The sequence below is a fragment of the Halorubrum sp. Atlit-28R genome, assembly GCF_003665955.1.
In the GTDB taxonomy this organism is placed as follows: domain Archaea; phylum Halobacteriota; class Halobacteria; order Halobacteriales; family Haloferacaceae; genus Halorubrum; species Halorubrum tropicale.
Genome location: NZ_QPLS01000015.1, coordinates 25,995 through 44,442 on the forward strand (window position 1 = coordinate 25,995; position 18,448 = coordinate 44,442).

Consider the following 18,448-nt stretch of genomic DNA (forward strand, 5'->3'; position numbering starts at 1 on the left):
ACGTAGTGTTCAAAACTAACATCAGCGGCTTTCGTCTGACCCGGGCTATCATCCGGTTCAACATAGAAGTCCAGAACGTGACCCAGTTGGTTGAAACTAGGTTCTTCCCAAAAGCCACCTGAATAGCCCCAAGCATAGTACTCGGAATTATTTCCATCACTGCCACTAAATTGATCAGAGAATACCGCCGTTGCGACAAGATCAGCAGCAAGTACTCAAGCACCTACCTGCGGATTAATTAACCCGAGAGCACCCTTGGCAGCTGTCCAAGCCAAATCACCCGCGAGCGATGTGTCGGGGTTATCCTCGGGATTACCAGGCCACACACCAATACTGTCGATGTCCTGATTTGCGTAGAGGGTACCATTGTCTACGTCTATCTTTGTTCCATGACCACTAAGGTACGCATCATTGGCAGAATCGCCACAGTTGTCAAAGCCTGCGACTGACGTAGCACATTCAAACATTAGTTCGTTGCTCGCATTTTCGTATGCACCAACGAAATAATTTGCCGCGTGGATCCAACCAGCCTCATCAGTATCCGATTCAGCTACATCTGCCTCATCGTAATCATCTTTGGATCCATTTTCTAACCAGTCGGGTTGCTCACAGCTATCAGCGCTGACCCGCGTGGTTCCAACGGTGAGTCCACTTCCGAGCGCTACACCTGTTGTGGCCAACAATTTGCGTCTGGGGACTTTATTTGACATCCCATGAACAGATTAACGTGTTTATTATTAAACTTTTTGCGGGTACATTTATATTAATTGCGTTATTATGTGATAGTCTGTAGTTATAATATTATAAACTGCGTACAGGACTAAGTAGTCCGGGCTAGCTCCTAATTTAAAATAGGACTCTATCGAACTCAATTACAACAAAGCAGTACCAGCAAGGCCAGCGCAGAGGAGATGGTGGTGGAAACAGTTTCGGGAACTCACTATCGCTTGTCTCGTTCATAATCTCGACCGGTCGCTCTGAGCGGTCTATACCGTTATTCCGTTGCTCGATACGCCTGACCGCCACGAACGATTCCCAGTACTGCGAGGAGGGCATACAGAACGGGCATATTTACGAGACCGAGATTCAGATAACCGAGAACGGCGAACGTAAGTGCGAGAACTCCAACGACGATCATAGTGATCGAGTACGCTTTCTGTAGCTCCAAGAGCAGGAACACACCAGCGACGGCGACTAACGAGAAGAGGCCGCTGAGGGCATACGAATTGAGGAAGACGGAAACAAAAATCGCTCCGAAGAAAGCAACAACGATGATTCCCACCCTACAGAGGTTCCTCCGCAACTCCTGATCAATCACGTTGAAAGGGTTATATTCCGAGGAGAAACAGTTTGTTCTTTTCGCAGCTCTCATCAACCGGCTGTTTCAGGTGAGAATATACTTAAAGAAGAGGGGTTTAACAGATCCCAACAGTAAATGCTGGAACGGTATTGATTGGCCTCAATCTATCGAGGATTAATATTGTATCTAAAATTGGTAATTCTGGCAAATATAGTCGGATTTCAAGCTTTGTTTCTGTCGCTGCTTTCACTCGGTCACTAGTTGATGACGACGGCGATCAATACGCACATGCTCTCAACAAATAATCTGTTCCAATAGATATGAAAATAAGGCACGCATCAAACACAACCTCCGAGATTGTGAAGTTGAGACTACAGTGGGTTTAGCGGGCCTGTGATGTGTGGTTTCGGGCGAATTTTCGAGGTGAAGCTGGTTCGGATCTACTCTCGAGAGTCTTCTCGTGTCGTACTACTAACTGGAGCGGTGAATTTCCAAGATCCCCGGCAGCGTTGCCACTCAGGAATCCGTATTGCCCCGGACAGAGTATCTCTCTATCCGATTCCGGTCTCCTTCTTCAGCAGCGTGAGCGTATTGTCGGCCGTTACAATGGGTGAGTGTTCGTACTCACCCGTCAACTCGACCTGGACGAGCAAATCGACAGCTCGCCAAATCGAGTACAGGAGACACGCGAACGCGAAGTAGAAGAACCGTAGCCCGAAATCCTTTGAGGTGGTGGCAGCCATGAACCGTTTGATCGACCTGTACCCACTCTCGATCTCCCAGCGATAGCCGTACTCCGTGAGGTGACCACTCCCGCAATTCGTCATGAACACCGAGTACTGCCGGTGATCGTCATGCTCGGAGTCTTCTTTTCGTCGATAGATCAGCGTCGTCTCGTGCCACTCGTTCCTGCCGAGATGGAGCTTCCGGTCGGTCTCATATCGGTCCTGTTCACGCTGGAGCAACCGCTTGGCCTGGGCTTTCTCGCTGGTCTGCATCCGTTTCGGGACGACGTATGAGAGCCCGCGCTGGCTAATCATCTCCAGGACGTGCTGGCTATCGAACTCCCGGTCCATCAGCACGTTATCGACGTGAACGAGCTCTTCAGCCGAATCCAGCAAATCCTCCACGAGTTCTAGTCGTGACTCGCCTTTCCGTACCGGGCGGGCATCAAGGACGAGCGGGACAGCGTTGCCGACCAACTGGACTGTCGCCCACGGGTAGGCGTACTCGTCGGTCTTCTCCTTCGTCCCGATAATCTCGTCCTCGTGGTCCGTCCTATCGCCCGTGAAGGGATCGTCCTCGGTGATGTCGATGGCAACGATGCCTGCGCGAAAGAACCTCTCCGTCTCCGCGAGCTCGTTGATGAGTTGCCGGATTGCCTGTCGGTACATCTCGCGAATCTGCTCGATAGGGAGATCACGAATCTGGTCGCGATGACCATGCCCAAGTGGTGTTCGATCACGCGTCGACTCGTGGATGAAGCTGCGAGCACCCTCGTTGGCGGCCAAGTTCTCACGGAGTCCTAAGTAGGTCTGTAAGCCCCAGTAGGCGTTCTCGGGAATCTCACAGCCCCCGCCACGGTTGAGCGAGAACGCGGGGAACGCGACGCGACTGACGTGCTTGGTAATCGTCCCTGTCTTGTTTAGGATGGCCTGGTCGTCAGGGTTCGATTCAGCGGCGTCGTGGCCTTGACGGGAACTTTGTTCTGGTTTGCGTGGTACGGCGACATCCGCGTTTTGCGCTTTGATGAGGATCGTTCGAGCCGCTTTCTGGACCGTCTCGCGGAGATCTCGCGTGAAGCGCTCGTTCCAGCTGCGCCACAGTGTCGATTGATTGGGCACCATCCCCAACTCTAGGCGTCCGCAGAGTCCGGGGTGGCTATCGAGGTACTCGACGAGAGATGTTTCGTGCTGCCATCCGTGGAGTTCTTTCAGCACGAACACGCGAAAGAGGGTATCCATCTCGTAGCGTGTGGAACTTCCATAGCAGTCGTGGGCCTCGAAGCGGAAGTAGGCCAAAGGAATCGAGCAGACCAACTGTTCGAGTGAGTCATGATCAGGGTGCGTAATCCAGGCACTCGAGACGACTCGAACGTCCGATTCTAACCCGGCGAGCGAGGTTCGATCGTACAGCGGCGTCGAGTCATATGTGGGCCACTCGACGTGCTGGTGGTGTGCGATTCGTCGAAAGACACTGCATCGAGACTCGCGAGTCGCGACCACTACGAATAGATAGCCAGGACATGCCCAAGAGTCCGTCTAACTGACCTGTATAGTGGTTTCAGTAGCTCTATTGGATTTCTCAGTCGCGAACAAGACTGATGCAGCTAATCGTTAGATGTAGAGTGAGAACAGAGTGGGTTCTGGATATAGCTTCCAGAATGTCTATATGATTCGGGTGGGTGGATTTCTGTATGCCCTCCCGCCGTTCGTTCCTCGCCACTAGTGGTACGCTCTTGGCAGGTGTTCTCGCTGGCTGCTCGGGAACCATTCTTTCACAATCGCCAGATGGGACGCAATGGACCGCATCAGTTCCCGAACCAACACCACTGTCCCCACCCTGTGTAACGAACGGATGGCTTGCAGTTGGTGGGTATCATAGCAGTCAATCTGGGAATAGCCAGCTCGCAGTTTTTGATGCAACAGACGGGACACGACAATGGGATATTGATCTAGAACTATTGACATCCTCCCGCGCCTGAAGACGCGGGAATCCCGAGTGTTGGGATATTAGGGTTTACAGACTCCCTGTTCTCCCGTGTTGAACGACCCGCTCTCGCGGTCGAACAGGAAGACTCCGGGCTGTGCCAAACAGCCGTTACTCATATCCCCGGTCGGGGGACTCTGAGTTATCCTTCTGCGGATATTCACCGCACCGTTCACGTCCGCGTTCATCGTCGTCTCGCACGACGAACAGACGTACAGACCGCGCTCCACGCGGTTGCTATCCCGAATCTGCCCGCAACACGAACACGTCTTGCTCGTGTTTCCCTCGTCCACTCGGTCAACGAGGATACCGTGTTCCTCGGCCTTGTATTCGAGGAGACGGGCGAACCGGTCAAACTCCCATCCGTGGAGTTTCTTGTTCCCCGACCCACCCCAGTTCCGCGAATCGCCGTTTTCATCTTCGCGGATATCGCTGAGGTCACCAACCGCTATCTTCTCCACGCCTTCTTCGACACATCGCTCAACGATGTGTTTTGAGAGTGTGTGGAGGAAGTGGTCTTTGCGACGGGAGAGATTCTGCCGGGCACGGAGTGCACGACGTGACGGGCCGTTCTCGCCTTCGGTCTGGTACTCCTCGCGGGTGAAGTAGTGCTTGTCCTCTTTCAGCACGTTCCCCGGATACAGTTCGCTCGCACCGTTTTCGTAGTCGATGGCGAGATAATTGCTGATACCGAGATCGATACCCGCCGTGTTGTCACCCGGTGCGTCTTCGACCGGAATTTCTTTGTTGCAGACGAGATGTAGTTCCCACACGTCGCCGTTCCACACGGCTCTGACTTGCTGGATGTTCTCCACGGTCACGTCGGGCCGTGTCTCGTACTCTGCGAGGATGAAGTCCGACCGCGACTCTTTCATGTTGAAGCCTTTCGAGAGGCGAAGTTGGCCGTGCTTTGTGTCGTGCTTGATGGCTCGCTTTTTCCACGTTACGGTGGAGCGCGGGTGGTCGTCGCCACGTTTCCGGTAGCCGGGTGGGTTGTTGCCATCGTCGGAATTGTACCAGCCCGTGAACGCCTCAGCAAGTTCTTCGAGAACTCGCTGACTTGACTGAGAATGTAGGTCACTGTAGCGTTCGTGGTCTTTTAACTCCGACTTCAGTTCGGCTTCGTCGGGTATCTTACCGTCTTCTTCCCACCTGCCTTGGATGTAGTAGCGACCGACGTTCCACAGTTTGGATGCGGAGAACCCGCACTGGTCGAGGTCGTCACGAACCTGTCGGTGGTTCGTGATGCGTGCGACGTAGGTGCGGGTTGTCCCCAGCATCGTTCTGCGGTACATAACCAGTTATGAGAATATACGTATTAAAACCAACGACCGGCGTTGAATATCCAGTGGGAGTGGCGTTGGTGGATTATCAGTCAGATTATCGGATTCATCCCGCGCCTAAAGACGCGGGTATTCTCCTTGCTCTTTATAACCTCGCTTCAGCGCTCACTGTTTCGGATGAAACCCTCTACGCGGCGAACGGCTCCCTTGCAGCACTTGAGACGAGTGATGGAACACTTCGCTGGGAGCACTCGTCGATCGATGGAATCGACTTCACTGTGATTGCCGCACCAGACGATCAACTTGCAGCTGATGATACGGCGGTCTACTTCGGCAACCAAGGAGGCGTCGTCGCACTCTCACCCAGTAACGGAACACTTCTGTGGGCGTGGCAGCCGGAAAACTGGCCGTCAACAACTGTCGGCCCTCTTCCTGTCGATACTCATGTATATGTTGGAGCAGACGGTAACGTCGCCGCACTTGATCGGACAACCCGCCAGCTCCAGTGGCGATCGTCATTTGGAATGGATGCCCGAGTCCAAGGGTTCCACAAAACTGAATCGTCTCTTTTAGTTGCAGAGTCGACAGCGCAAGCACCTTCTGGAACTTTTGGGACATTATATGAGCTCTCACTTCAGAACGGCACGGAACGCTATGAGAGACGCTTTGAGACGCCCGTAACACAAACAATCTCGACCTTGGACAGGTTCATTGTCGGAACAGATGCCGGACGGGTCACATGGGTCGATAGACTCTCTTCATTTGAGCAAGCTCAGACGACGATTTCCAGTGAGACATTTCTCCTCGGTGCCGGTGACGAGCAAGTGTTTGCACAAACAACCACCGGTACTCTATACGCTCTCACTCAGCCATCATAACGCGAGATACGACAGTAACAGACAACAGCGTTAGCAAGCCTTCATCCTCGGGGTCAAGCCCCGAGGCACCCGTCCTGCTATGCCTGTCGATTCCGGTTGGTCTCGTACAGATCAGCTACTGCAACTCTTCGGCGAGGGCAGCGACCGCTTCGTCGACAAGTTCGCTCTCCACCTGTCCTTGCCAGAAGTCGATATCCTCGTGGTCGATCGATTGGACGCCCCATGGGACAATTCGACTCTCGTCGGGCGTCCCACCACGCAGCCATTTCTCTTCGGGAATGTCGATCAGGCCGTCCATCCAGGATTTCGACGTCAACGTGAGCGCAATATACTGCTCGCCGTGAAACGGACGGCCTTCATGATTCGAGAGAATGAGCCAGGGCCGAGCATCTTCCTCGCCTTTGAACGGATCATCCCCGTAGACGACGTCGCCACGCTCGAAAATCGGTCTCTCTTCGTCAGTCACTGTTCGTCCTCGACACTCGGATGCGGTTCCTCGGGTGCGTGTTCACGCCACAACTCCTTGTCCTCTGTACCGAGTCGCTGGTTGAACAGGGCGGTCGCTCGTTCGTACCCGTTGTATCCGTCGAGTCGCTCTGTATCGTCGGTTATCGCCCAGTACGTCGCTTTGTGTTCGACGAGATCCCGGTCCTTCAGTCTCGAGAGCGCGGTGCTGACCGCGCCCTCATCGAGACCGATCTGAGAGGCGATTTCGCGGGCCTTGAACGCGCGATCATCGTTGGCAGCGAGAAATCCGAGGACCTGATCCGGGACGGAAAGTTCCTCGAGTTCGTCCTCGCTCGTGTTCTCGAAGGTATCCCGGTCGATGGACATCGTTGAATGGAGGTGCGTCATCCACTGCAAAGAGTGTTAGGTGTGAAAGCTACGAAAACCCCGAAGGAGTTACTTCGACTATGGCTACAAAGCCGATCGGAGCCGTATGCATTGAGACAGCCAGTCTCAACTACTGATTCTGCTAATAAGCAGGGAATCATCGAGCGGGCGTACCCACGAGGCCCGCGAACCGACATCGAGCAGCTCGTCGACGACCTCAAACGAGTGACCACCGCGTGATCGCTCCCGGGCACCGGCAGATCGTCTTCGTCGTTTCCCGGGCGTGGTGACACCGGAGAGACCCCCTTGCGTGTCGAGCGCGCCGGAGGAGAGTCGGTCTCGGTCAATGCCCCATATGTCCCATCCCGCCGCCGAGGGGTTGGTAATGCGGGAGCATCGGATGCGGGAGGTGAACACCGAGCGCCATCAGCCCGTGCGCGAGCAGCACGTACCCCAGCACGACGAACACCACGCCGAGCAGCCGGTGAACACGACGCCGGTGGGCGACATCAATCGACTGGATAATCGTCCCATAGAGGAAGACGGCTGGAATCGTCCCAATGCCGAGGGCGCCGAGAGCGATTCCCCCGGTGGTCGGGGAGCCGCTCGCGAAGGCGAACAGATACGCGGGGTACAGCATCGGACAGGGAAGAAACGCGTGGACGGCTCCCAGCCCGACAATACTCGGACTGTTGACGTGCCGATGGACTCTCGTTGCGAGCCACGACGTAACGCGCTGGACGCCGGGTATTCGAATATCGCCTCCGCTTCCTCCAATCACGTATCGAACGCCCGTCGCCACAATGAACCCTCCGACCGCAAGACCGACAACACCTCGCAGGAGGTCGGCGATCGGTGTCAGCTGTTCAGCGGTGACGAACACGACGCTTCCGAGCGCGCCGAAGACGGCCCCGAGAATCGCGTACGTTGTCGCCCGGCCGACGTTGAACAGGAAGTGCTGGCGAACTTCGTAGGTCGTGAGATGACCGGCCCGCCCGTCGTTGGCTGTCACCGTCCCGCCGTCTGGCTGTGGGTTCATCTGCTTCGAGTACATCGTCACCAACGGCCCACACATCCCGATACAGTGTGCGCCGCCCAGCACGCCGATGAGAACGAAAAGGACGATATCAATCCGGAAGAGCGACTCGATCATAGTCGTTCTCGGTTGCGTACGGATTTGTGTCGTCTGGTGTATCTCTCGAACGAGCCCAGACAGATACCGTGGAGGTGTTACGGAGAATCGAGGAGAAATCCTCGCGCTTCAGCGCGGGGAGGATGTCAAAATAGGCGAAGAAGAGGTCGTGCTCGGCTGGAGACGTTCGCAAGCATCTGGAGTGTAGCTTGCCGCAACAATTCTTCACAGTGGGTGCCAATACACCGACGATGACGGACGAAATCGACATCCCAACCGAACCGCGGGTTGCGGTCAACGCACTGGCGACTCATCTAACTGCGACCGCAGACCGCCCAGTTCCGCCAGCGACGAACCGATGGCTCGGAGAGGCTGAAGCCGTCGCCCGCGATGCGACCAGTGACGGTCTTGACACGCAAACCAGACGGAAACGGGTCCGCCAAGTTGCGACACTGCTTGAGTCGGCTGACGAAACGGGCGACGTGGTCGCCGACCGCCACATCGAAGCAGCGATCGAGTGCTGTCAAGTCGTTCTCGCTAATGAGTGATTCTGATTCGAATTATCACAGTATCCCACTCGTCAGCTCTATCAATTAGGCTCACGATATGGTGTTCCAACCGCACAAGCGCGATATAACTATCTTCTCACTCACCATAGATCATGAGGTATGCCCACATTACTCACAGACAACGTGGCAGTCATTACCGGTGGCTCCAGCGGAAATGGACGCGCTATTGCCCGCCGGTTCGCTTCCGAAGGGGCAGACATCGTTATCGCTGACATCCAGGAGTCTCCTCGCGAGGGAGGAGATCCAACCCACGAACTGATCGAGGCCGAAACGGAGGTGAGGGCAACGTTCGTCGAGTGTGATGTCACGAACGTTGGCAATCTTGAGACTGCGGTTGAGGCTGCCGAGGAGTTCGGTGGTGTCACCGTGATGGTGAACAACGCGGGGATCTTCCATGATGAGGAGTTTCTCGAAGTCGACGAAGATGCGTTTGATCGGATGATGGACATCAACGTCAAAGGGGTCTATTTTGGCGCGCAAGCGGCGGCGAAACGGATGGTCAAAGCTGGTGGCGGGCGGATCATCAACATCTCCTCGGTCGCCGGTCTCGAGGGTTCAGGGGAGTTCATCACGTATTGTGGGACAAAGGGTGCCGTACGACTACTCACATATGCGATGGCGGCGAAGTTGGGACCCGACGGCGTTCGAGTGAACGCTATCCATCCGGGACTGATCGAGACGACGATGACGACTGAGGACTATCCGATTATGGGTACAGATGCTGAAGAAGACTTCCTTCAGTCGATTCCGTCCCGGCGAGCGGGCCAGCCTGAAGACGTCGCAGATACAGCGCTGTACCTCGCAAGTGATCTCTCGGACTACGTGAATGGTGAATCGCTCATCGTTGACGGCGGAATGGCGAATACACAGTAAATTATTCCTTTATGTATTAAATTCTATTAATTAGAGCAACCGAATTAAATGTCATAAGGTTATCTAACTTTCTCAAAGAAACCAGTATAAGTTACTAACGAGCGCTTCAGCTCACCACATTTATATTCGCAGTCTCTAAAGAATACTTTGATGAGTTCAAAACAAGACGACCTCAAAGAGACGAACACCGAGGCCCGCTTCGAGTTCAAGAAGGAGGAGAAGTCTGCCTTCAAGACCGACAAGGGTCTCACCGAAGAGACAGTCCGCGTCATCTCAAAGGACAAAGACGAGCCGGAGTGGATGTTAGAGCGCCGCCTGCGCGCGCTCGAGCAGTTCCAGGAGATGCCGATGCCGACCGACTGGCCCGGACAGCCGGATTTGAGCGAGGTCGACGTCGACGAGATCGTTCCGTACATCCGACCCGACGTCGACGTCCGTGCCGGCGTCGACGACTGGACCGAACTTCCAGACGACATCAAAGACACCTTCGACAAGCTGGGCATCCCGGAGGCCGAGAAGAACGCGCTCTCGGGCGTCGGCGCCCAGTACGAGTCGGAGGTCGTCTACCAGAACATGCAGGAGCGCTGGGAGGAGAAGGGCGTCATCTTCTGTAACATGGATGAGGCCGTCCAAGAACACGAGGAGCTCGTCCGCGAGCACTTCATGACGAAGTGCGTCCCCCCGAGCGACAACAAGTTCGCGGCGCTTCACGGCGCCATCTGGTCGGGCGGCTCATTCGTCTACGTCCCTGAAAACACCACCGTCGACATGCCCGTACAGGCGTACTTCCGGATGAACTCCGAGGGCATGGGCCAGTTTGAGCACACGCTCATCATCGCCGAGGAGGGCTCGGAAGTTCACTACATCGAGGGCTGTTCAGCGCCGAAGTACTCGAAGTTCAATCTCCACTGTGGCGGCGTGGAAGTGTTTGTCGGCGAGGACGCCCACGTCCAGTACTCGACCGTGCAGAACTGGTCGAAGAACACGTACAACCTGAACACGAAGCGCGCCATCGCCGAGAAGGGCGGGCGCATGGAGTGGATTTCGGGGTCGATGGGGTCGAAGGCGACGATGCTGTACCCCTCGACGATCCTGAAGGGGCGCGGCGCCTCCGACAACCACATCACCATCGCCTTCGCGGGCGAGGGCCAGGACATCGACACCGGCGCGAAGGTGTACCACAACGCGCCGAACACGAAGTCCACCGTCGAGTCGAAGTCGATCGCGAAGGACGGCGGTCGCACCAACTACCGCGGCCTCGTCCACATCGCGGACGGCGCCGAGAACTCCTCGACGGCCGTCGAGTGCGACGCGCTGATGTTCGACAACGAGTCGACGTCGGACACGATGCCGTACATGGAGATCAACGAGTCGAAGGTCGACGTCGCCCACGAGGCGACCGTCGGCAAGATCGGCGACGAGGACATCTTCTACCTCCAGTCGCGCGGGCTCGACGACGACGACGCCAAGCAGATGATCGTCTCGGGCTTCATCGAGCCGATCACGGAGGAGCTGCCGATCGAGTACGCCGTCGAGCTCAACCGGCTCGTCGAACTCGAAATGGAGGGCTCGCTGGGGTAATCCGATGCCTGAGTGCGCCCACTGCGGAGCACACGTCTCACAACAATTTGTGACCGTGTTCGGGTTAGACGGTGGTGACGTAGTTGCCTGTCCAGCATGTTCCGGTCGGGCACACATCGCAGAGACGATCGTGGATCGATACTAGTCTCTGACCATGGAACACTGCTTTGCGTGTGACACCGATTATGGGTATCTCGGGGCAAGTCCACATGAGGGGTCCTGCCCGGCCTGTGGCTCGACTGCTGTCACTCCTGCGGGCGACCTCAGGGTCGTCGACACGACAACGTGGGAGAGTGTGAACGGGCTCTCAACGATCCACGTGACAGCGACTGACGACCGATCACGCCGGTTTGAATTTGTCGTTGCGGCGCGGCGGGGACGAGGGAAACTCGTCTGTCTCGCGATCGACGGAGTGACAGTACCCACCGAGACAGTGTGGTCAGTTCCATCTGCCGTTGCTACGAGAGTCACCGCGCACGGTATCAGGATCAGCGACTCGACGCCGGCTCAGGGCCCACAATGAACGGTACTGGCCAGACACACGGTGGGACGCGTCTGTTCTGTCCCGGTCACGAGAGGTGATGACACGTGATGAACGAGCGCATTAACCAAGAGCGACCGGACACAGTTTCCCGCAAAAACGGTACTGATGTGCCCTCGTCAAGCGAAACCGGCGACGGACAGTCTGTTACCGACTCCGTTTCGGAGGAGAATGAGGACGAACGGCACAGTCAGACTACGTGTCCGGAGTGTCACGGACGACTTCGTCGAGCCGATGATGACGTTGATGCGGTCTGTGACGACTGTGGACTCGTCGTTTCAGACGCAACGCTTGATACGAACATCAAACTGTACACGCCGGATGGCACCGGTGGTCAGGACTCTCGCGTCGGGCCATCGAGCACGAACCTCTTACATGATAAGGGATTATCGACGGTGATTGGGTGGCAAGACACCGATGCGAAGGGGAACGCGCTGTCAGGAGAACAGCGACAACAGATGCGTCGCCTCCGACAGTGGGATGAGCGCTTCCGACGACGCTCATCTGCGGATAGGAATCTTATGCATGCACTCGGTGAGATCAATCGCATGGCTTCCGCGCTTGGCGTGCCCGACAGCACTCGAGAGACAGCAGGCGTCATCTATCGTCGCGCACTTGCGGACGGACTCGTTAGGGGTCGAGCCGTTGAAAGCGTCGCCACTGCGGCGCTATACGCGGCGAGTCGCATGAACGGTGTCCCACGCTCCATCGACGAAGTCTCAACAGTGAGCCGCGTCGAACAAATTCGCGTTGAGCGGGCATATCGACACGTCTCACGTGAACTCGGGTTAGAAATTCCACCAACAGATCCTCGTTCTTTCATCGGGCGGATTGCGTCGGACGTGGAGTGTACGGACGCGACAGAGCAAGAGGCACGACGTCTCGCCGGAATAGCGGTTGAAAACGGTGTTCACAGCGGGAAACATCCGGTAGGCATCGCCGCGGGGGCACTGTACGCGGCTGCCAAACAGTGCGATGAGTCTCTCCGACAAGCAGATATCGCTCATGCTACGGACGTGAGCGAGATGACGATACGGAACCGGTATCCTGAGATTTTGGCCGCAACAGATACCGAGGATGAATAGGCACAGTGAGTAGTTGACTTTTGCTTGAGTAGGTTCGAATTGGACAGTATCGATCAAGGATTGTTTTGCTCTGTTGGATCGCATAACTGTGTCCGGACCAAGATATCACAAAAGGCGGGAAAATTATTTTTCGCCGTCGACAGCATAGATCAACCTCCTACGACATCTGCTGCCTTACTTCTCTTCCAAATGTGTGTTTCAGAAGCCCTCAACGGCGATACAGTTTCGATCTTGTTTTCACCTAGTCCTAACACATTCTGCGGATTTAATGAAAAACAGAAAGAGAAGCTAGAGTGAGTATATTATTCCAGATACTTAAGTAGAAAATAGAAGGCACGCATCAAATCTATCCTCCGAGATTATGGTAAGTCCTTCAGGTTCGACAGCGTCTGGAAGACATGTTTCGAATCAAACTCCGCGTCACAGAGGACCATCTCAATATTGACGTGTTCACGCGCCCGCTGAATCAGCCGGCGTACCGTTCTGTGAATCCGATTTGACGAGTTCTCGTCCCACGCAGAACTCTCGCGAACGGGTTCTACCTCGAGGATGATGGGAATATTTCGTCCGACGATCGTGAGGGTCGCGTACTTGAAGACGAGCCCTTCTCCATCAGTATCGCCGCTCACCATCGGCATTCCTTCGACTTGGCCATAGTAGGGTACCTTCGTGATGTCGATCGCAACCGTTGCAGGTTCATGGAACCCCGACTCGGCCCCGAAAAGTGACAATAATCGGCCAGAGGCTTCGTGGAACCCTTCGATGAGAGATTCCGGGGAGAACTGCTTTACCGTCCGTAGATGCGTGTCCCTATGTGGACCCTTCTCGTCCCCTCGTCGACGAGGACCCGATACTCCATCCGGTTACGCGCTCTCGTCGTCGTTCAGCTCCGACAGCGACACCACGCCCGCCTCCCGCGCCGCGGCCTCGCGGTCCGCCCGCTGGCGCTCGACCGCCGCCATCTCGTCGGGGTGACTGTGGTAGTGCTGGAGCGCGCCGTACACGTCCGCGACGTCGAGGTCGAGCTGGTCGGCCACCTCGTCGGCCGACTTTCCAGCCCCCTCGACGAGCCCCTGAATCCGCCGGACGGTCACGCGCCGCCCCTCGATATGTGGCTCGTCGTGAACCTCGGTCACGATCCGAACCGACGACTGTGCCATACCAGCGCGTATCAGCCGAGAAGTCATAAAACATCGCTCCGGCGGTCCTCGCTTCCTTTACTCGACCTCTCCCGCACGATCGCCGGCGGTCAATCATTCTCAACGATCTCTAGAGATACCGCTCCAACTGAGAGCGTGACTCACGGAGGTAGTCAAGCGACTGCGTCCCGACTTCCAGCGAGAGCGTCCCGTGCCAGTTGGTGGGGAACGCGTCGAAGATAGGCCCGAAGTCGAGGTTCCCGGCACCGAACGGGAGGTGTTCGTCCGCCGGCCGACGGGTGTCGTTCAGGTGAACGTGCGAGATGCGGTCGGCGTGGTCAGCGACGAACGCGGCTGTCTCCGTCGGGTCGTGACCGGTTACCCGAGCGTGGCCCGTATCGAGCGTCAGCGAAGTGTCCGTCGCGGCGAGCAATCCGTCGATGTGTTCGATAGTGTACGGGCTTCCGAATATGTTCTCGGCACAGATTTCGACGTGACGTGAGTTACCGTACGCGTTCAGTTTGCTGACTGATTCGTCGATGTACTCGCGGAGCTCCGCGTCGTCCCACGCGACTGACCATGCGGAGGACTCTGGGTGGAGAACGGCCTTTTCTGCCCCCAGTTCGGCCGCGGCATCGATACAGGCCGACTGCGTTTCGACGGCACCGCTGCGGACGGACTCGTAAGGCGATCCGATGTCTGTTGGGAACGGAAGGTGAACGAGTAGGTCGAGGCCGTGATCGTCCAGTATCTGCCGAATCGTCCCGCGATTCGACGTGAGATGCTCGTGGCTGTGAGGCCCGTCCATGAGTATCTCGACGTAGTCGAACTCCCCGTCCCCGGCGAAGCGCAACTGCGGTTCCAGCTCCGATGCGACTGCGGTGACGAAACCGATTCGTGGATTCATATTGATTTGGGTAGCGGACCGTGGATTACTTCGTGGGAAGGTTCGCGAGCTCGGCGAGGCTATCGAGGCGATACGTCGGTCGGATATCGAGACGATACCCGCGGCGATGCGGTCGGTTCACGAACGCGGCGTCGACGCCGGCCGCACGAGCCGCCGCCACGTCGACACGGCTGTCACCAACGTACAACGCCGATTCGACGCCCAACTCGTCGAGCGCCGCCTCAAGATACGACGGGTCCGGCTTGCGACGTTCCAGTCCGCGAAGCGACGGCTCTCGACCGTAGTACGCTTCGAACATCCCCTCCAGACCGAACTCCGCGACAATGTGTTCGATTGTCGCGTGCTGGTTGTTGCTCACGATCGCTGTCGGGACCGCGAGGTCGGCGAGCATCTCGACGTCGTCGTAGAGCGGCTTCTCACCGTCTCGGATCGCCGCCAACTGGCGGGCCGTGCGTTCCGTCTCGTGACGACGCCAGAACGCGTCAGCGGCAACTTCGTACCGCTCGGCAAGCGTGCGCACCGTTTCCACCGAGAGATCGTCGACGAGCGACCGGACATCGCTCGGTGTCGGGTCGACGTCGAACGCCGCGAACGCCCGCCGCGACGCTTCCGTCAGGACCGACTCGTCCGTCGGATAGGTGAGGACGCCATCGTTGTCGAAGACGATCGCGTTGTACTGTGTTTCGATCCGACTCATGTCGTGTTCCACTGCGCCTCGTGCGCGGGCTGGTCGGTCGACTCTGAGGCGACGTTCTCGGCGGAGTGATAGAACGCGCCCCCGGCCTCGGGGTCAAACAAGTGGAGCCGTTCGGGATCGGTGGTTAACGACAGCACGTCACCGACTTCGACCGCCGACCGCGGCGGAAGGCTGACTTCCATCTCAATGTCACCGACCGTGCCCCGGGTCAACAGCGAATCACCGAGCGGTTCGGTGACGGTGACATCCATGCTGAGCGGGCCGTTCATGTCCTGTGACAGGTCTTCGGGACGGACACCCAGAACCACACGGTCTCCCGCGTGAGATGTCACAGAGTCGGGGACCGGACTCGGCAACGGAACGCTGTTCTCGCCCCACGTCACGCGGACAGAGTCCCCACGCTGTTCGAGCAGCCCCTCGACGGTGTTCATACCCGGACTACCGATGAACTCGGCGACAAACTGAGTCGCCGGCGCATCGTACAACCGCTGTGGCGGTGCGACCTGCTGAATCTCGCCGTCGTACATGACCGCGACCCGATCGCCGAGCGTCATCGCTTCGACCTGATCGTGCGTGACGTACAGCGTCGTCGTGCGAAGCTGCTCGTGGAGCTCGGCGAGTTCGGCACGCATCTGGACGCGGAGTTTCGCATCGAGGTTGCTGAGCGGCTCGTCCATTAGGAACACCTCCGGATCGCGAACGAGCGCCCGCCCGATGGCCACGCGTTGTTGTTCGCCCCCGGAAAGCGCTGACGGAGTCCTATCAAGGAGGTCTTCGATGTCAAGGATCTCAGCCGCGTCTGCGACCCGCTCTGCCACCTCGTCGTCGGTGAAATCGGTGGCCGTTCCGAGACCGAACGTCATGTTCTCTCGAGCAGTCATATGTGGGTACAGCGCGTAATTCTGGAACACCATTGCGACGTCGCGCGCGGCGGGCGATACAGTCGTCACGACCTCGTCAGCGATCTCGATGGAACCTTCCGTCGGAGACTCAAGGCCCGCGAGGAGTCGGAGCGTAGTTGATTTCCCGCACCCCGACGGACCGACCAAGACGAGGAACTCGCCGTCTTTGACGTTGAGGTCGACGCCGCCAACGGCGGTGACATCTTCGAAGCGCTTCACCAGGTCTGTCGTTGTGATTCCGGTCATTCTGATAGTCCGAAGGTTTCCAGCAGCGGGCCTCGGAAGACGATGAGCGCCAGCAGCGGCGGCAGCAGCGTCAACACGGCGCCCGCCATGATGAGCCCCCAGTCGGTTTGGCCAGCGTTACCGACCGATTGGAGGTATTTCATACCGACCTGTACAACCTGTTTGCTCTGGTCAGAGACGACGATCAGCGGCCACAGGTACTGGTTCCACGCGTAGATGAACGTGATCACGCTGAGACCGCTTATCATCCCCCGAGACATCGGGATCAGCACCTTCCAAAGGAAGCGGAGCGGACCGACGCCGTCGACTTTGGCCGACTCGACGAGCGAATCGGGGATCGACATGAAGTGCTGGCGGAGGAGGAACACAGCGGTCGCGCTCGCGACGTACGGACCGGTGAGCGCCAGCAGCGTGTTCGTCCATCCTAGTGCGGCCATCATCTCGTACAAGGGGACGATTCGTACCGGGACAGGGAACATCAGCGTGAACAGGATCAGAAAGAAGATCGCGTTCTTGAACCGGAAGTTGTAGAAAACGAGCGCGACCGCGGCGAGGAGGCTCACGGCGATCTTCGCGACGGTGACGACGATAGACATCACTAAAGAGTTGAACATGTACGATGCCATTCCGTACTTTGTGAACACCTCGGCGTAGTTTGCCAGCCCGTCGCTGCCAACGCCAATGTCCGTGATATCGTACACTTCGGGAACAGTCTGGGTGCTCATTACGAACGCAAGCAGGAGCGGCGAGGCCATCACTAAGACAGAAGTGATGAGTCCGATGTGGACGCGCCACTGCGCCGGGAGTACCTGTGTGTCGGCTATCGCCGACAGCGGTCCGCGCTCTCGAACGTCGGTCGCGATGTTGTTAGTGTCGAGTGACATTAGTAGTGTGCGTAGCGGTCGGAAACGCGCAGTTGGACAAACGTGAGTCCCGCCACGAGTACGAACAGAATCACGGACTGCGCGGATGCGAGACCGAGGTTGTTGAACTGGAAGGCGTCACGGTACAACTGATATATCATCAAGTTGGTGGCATTTGTCGGTCCCCCCTGCGTCATTAAGTCGATCAGGGCGAAACTGCCGAAAAACGCGTAGATCGTGTTGATCACAACCAAGAACACCAACGTGGGCGACATGAGCGGAAGGTACACACGCACCAGTCGGCGCCACGTTTCGATTCCGTCGAGCCGACACGCCTCGTTGAGCGACTCAGGCACATTGTTCAACGCGGCGAGCATGAATATCACGTTGTACCCGACCTGTTTCCAGATCGCCGCCACCGTGACGACGGCGAACCCCTGCCACCCGACGGTGAACCAGTCGAGTTCGATTCCGAACCACGCCTCGAGGTAGTGCGTGTAGATACCGACACTCGGGTGCGCAAGGAACAACAGGACCGTTCCTGCGACGGCTGTCGGCAGTGCGTACGGCCAAATTGCGGCGATCAGGTACGCGGCCTTCCCGTCGCTGACCTCGTACAACAAGAACGCGACGAGGAGGCCGACGGCGAGCGATCCGATCACGACGATCACCGCGAACGCCATTGTTAGGCCGACGCTCGTGAGGTACACTTGCGACCCCAACAGGTCGGTGAAGTTCGCCAGTCCAACGAACCGGGTGTTCTGACCGAACAAAAACGTCTGGAAGAAGCTGAACCGGAGCGTCTGTAGCGACGGGTAGTACAGGAACGCGATGATCGCCGCTAGTGTCGGCAGCAGCAGGAGGTACGCCCCCAGCGAACTATCGTATGTGTTCTCGTGTACGCCCATT

Annotated in this window: 18 protein-coding genes and 2 pseudogenes; 6 read left to right on the top strand and 14 right to left on the bottom strand. The window is 57.1% G+C overall.

What is annotated here, in order from left to right; genetic code table 11:
• Positions 1 to 215: 215 nt before the first annotated feature.
• The 4 genes from DVK06_RS18525 to DVK06_RS16245 all read right to left on the bottom strand — a co-directional run bounded on the left by DVK06_RS18525 (position 216) and on the right by DVK06_RS16245 (position 5,289).
• A complete protein-coding gene (locus DVK06_RS18525; protein ID WP_147438135.1) occupies positions 216 to 710 on the bottom strand; it encodes a hypothetical protein in 495 nt (164 codons plus the stop codon).
• A 284-nt stretch (positions 711 to 994) separates the two neighbouring features.
• Positions 995 to 1,318 (bottom strand): hypothetical protein, encoded by a 324-nt coding sequence (locus tag DVK06_RS16230; protein WP_199718741.1) that lies wholly within the window; start codon positions 1,316 to 1,318, stop codon positions 995 to 997.
• 533 nt (positions 1,319 to 1,851) lie between these two features.
• Positions 1,852 to 3,525 (bottom strand): transposase, encoded by a 1,674-nt coding sequence (locus DVK06_RS19385; RefSeq protein ID WP_121601054.1) that lies wholly within the window; start codon positions 3,523 to 3,525, stop codon positions 1,852 to 1,854.
• Between the two features lie 507 nt (positions 3,526 to 4,032).
• Positions 4,033 to 5,289, bottom strand: coding sequence for an RNA-guided endonuclease TnpB family protein (locus DVK06_RS16245; protein ID WP_121601084.1), 1,257 nt, complete (start codon positions 5,287 to 5,289; stop codon positions 4,033 to 4,035).
• 68 nt (positions 5,290 to 5,357) lie between these two features.
• Here DVK06_RS16245 and DVK06_RS16250 point away from each other — a divergent pair, with 68 nt between their 5' ends.
• Positions 5,358 to 6,170: a PQQ-binding-like beta-propeller repeat protein gene (locus DVK06_RS16250; RefSeq protein ID WP_233561772.1), complete on the top strand. Its 813-nt coding sequence runs from the start codon at positions 5,358 to 5,360 to the stop codon at positions 6,168 to 6,170.
• A 115-nt stretch (positions 6,171 to 6,285) separates the two neighbouring features.
• Here DVK06_RS16250 and DVK06_RS16255 read toward each other — a convergent pair whose 3' ends face one another.
• Positions 6,286 to 6,636, bottom strand: coding sequence for a type II toxin-antitoxin system PemK/MazF family toxin (locus tag DVK06_RS16255; RefSeq protein WP_121601055.1), 351 nt, complete (start codon positions 6,634 to 6,636; stop codon positions 6,286 to 6,288).
• A complete protein-coding gene (locus DVK06_RS16260) occupies positions 6,633 to 7,004 on the bottom strand; it encodes a helix-turn-helix domain-containing protein (RefSeq protein ID WP_121601085.1) in 372 nt (123 codons plus the stop codon). The genes DVK06_RS16255 and DVK06_RS16260 overlap by 4 nt, the downstream gene beginning before the upstream one ends.
• 144 nt (positions 7,005 to 7,148) lie before the next feature.
• On the opposite strand from DVK06_RS16260, the pseudogene DVK06_RS19390 reads away from it, so the two are divergent.
• A pseudogene (locus DVK06_RS19390) lies at positions 7,149 to 7,244 on the top strand (SCO family protein); the annotation flags it as partial.
• Positions 7,245 to 7,347: 103 nt separating this feature from the next.
• Here the strand turns inward: DVK06_RS19390 and DVK06_RS16270 are convergent.
• Positions 7,348 to 8,157 carry a sulfite exporter TauE/SafE family protein gene (locus DVK06_RS16270; protein WP_121601056.1) on the bottom strand — a complete coding sequence of 270 codons (810 nt, stop codon included), beginning with the start codon at positions 8,155 to 8,157 and terminating at the stop codon, positions 7,348 to 7,350.
• 230 nt (positions 8,158 to 8,387) lie between these two features.
• On the opposite strand from DVK06_RS16270, the gene DVK06_RS16275 reads away from it, so the two are divergent.
• The 4 genes from DVK06_RS16275 to DVK06_RS16295 all read left to right on the top strand — a co-directional run bounded on the left by DVK06_RS16275 (position 8,388) and on the right by DVK06_RS16295 (position 12,785).
• A complete protein-coding gene (locus DVK06_RS16275; RefSeq protein WP_121601057.1) occupies positions 8,388 to 8,684 on the top strand; it encodes a hypothetical protein in 297 nt (98 codons plus the stop codon).
• A gap of 120 nt (positions 8,685 to 8,804) precedes the next feature.
• On the top strand, positions 8,805 to 9,578 hold the full coding sequence (locus tag DVK06_RS16280; protein ID WP_121601058.1) for an SDR family oxidoreductase: 774 nt from the start codon (positions 8,805 to 8,807) through the stop codon (positions 9,576 to 9,578).
• 150 nt (positions 9,579 to 9,728) lie between these two features.
• Entirely contained in the window at positions 9,729 to 11,159 is a 1,431-nt protein-coding gene (sufB, locus tag DVK06_RS16285) for a Fe-S cluster assembly protein SufB (protein WP_121601059.1), read from the top strand.
• A 591-nt stretch (positions 11,160 to 11,750) separates the two neighbouring features.
• On the top strand, positions 11,751 to 12,785 hold the full coding sequence (locus DVK06_RS16295; protein ID WP_121601086.1) for a transcription initiation factor IIB family protein: 1,035 nt from the start codon (positions 11,751 to 11,753) through the stop codon (positions 12,783 to 12,785).
• 374 nt (positions 12,786 to 13,159) lie between these two features.
• On the opposite strand, the pseudogene DVK06_RS16300 reads toward DVK06_RS16295, so the two are convergent.
• From DVK06_RS16300 to DVK06_RS16330, 7 genes and pseudogenes are all read right to left on the bottom strand, one after another.
• A pseudogene (locus DVK06_RS16300) lies at positions 13,160 to 13,624 on the bottom strand (transposase); the annotation flags it as partial.
• Positions 13,625 to 13,648: 24 nt separating this feature from the next.
• The gene (locus tag DVK06_RS16305; RefSeq protein WP_121601061.1) at positions 13,649 to 13,945 is read right to left on the bottom strand and encodes a DUF433 domain-containing protein; all 297 of its coding nucleotides are present in this window, start codon (positions 13,943 to 13,945) and stop codon (positions 13,649 to 13,651) included.
• Positions 13,946 to 14,054: 109 nt separating this feature from the next.
• Entirely contained in the window at positions 14,055 to 14,831 is a 777-nt protein-coding gene (locus DVK06_RS16310) for a sugar phosphate isomerase/epimerase (RefSeq protein WP_121601062.1), read from the bottom strand.
• A gap of 25 nt (positions 14,832 to 14,856) precedes the next feature.
• Positions 14,857 to 15,528 (bottom strand): HAD family hydrolase, encoded by a 672-nt coding sequence (locus tag DVK06_RS16315; RefSeq protein ID WP_121601087.1) that lies wholly within the window; start codon positions 15,526 to 15,528, stop codon positions 14,857 to 14,859.
• On the bottom strand, positions 15,525 to 16,676 hold the full coding sequence (locus DVK06_RS16320) for an ABC transporter ATP-binding protein (protein ID WP_121601063.1): 1,152 nt from the start codon (positions 16,674 to 16,676) through the stop codon (positions 15,525 to 15,527). Before DVK06_RS16320 ends, DVK06_RS16315 begins: the two co-directional genes overlap by 4 nt.
• Positions 16,673 to 17,560 carry a carbohydrate ABC transporter permease gene (locus DVK06_RS16325; RefSeq protein ID WP_121601064.1) on the bottom strand — a complete coding sequence of 296 codons (888 nt, stop codon included), beginning with the start codon at positions 17,558 to 17,560 and terminating at the stop codon, positions 16,673 to 16,675. Before DVK06_RS16325 ends, DVK06_RS16320 begins: the two co-directional genes overlap by 4 nt.
• The gene (locus tag DVK06_RS16330; protein ID WP_121601065.1) at positions 17,560 to 18,447 is read right to left on the bottom strand and encodes a carbohydrate ABC transporter permease; all 888 of its coding nucleotides are present in this window, start codon (positions 18,445 to 18,447) and stop codon (positions 17,560 to 17,562) included. Before DVK06_RS16330 ends, DVK06_RS16325 begins: the two co-directional genes overlap by 1 nt.
• Between the last annotated feature and the right edge of the window lies 1 nt (position 18,448).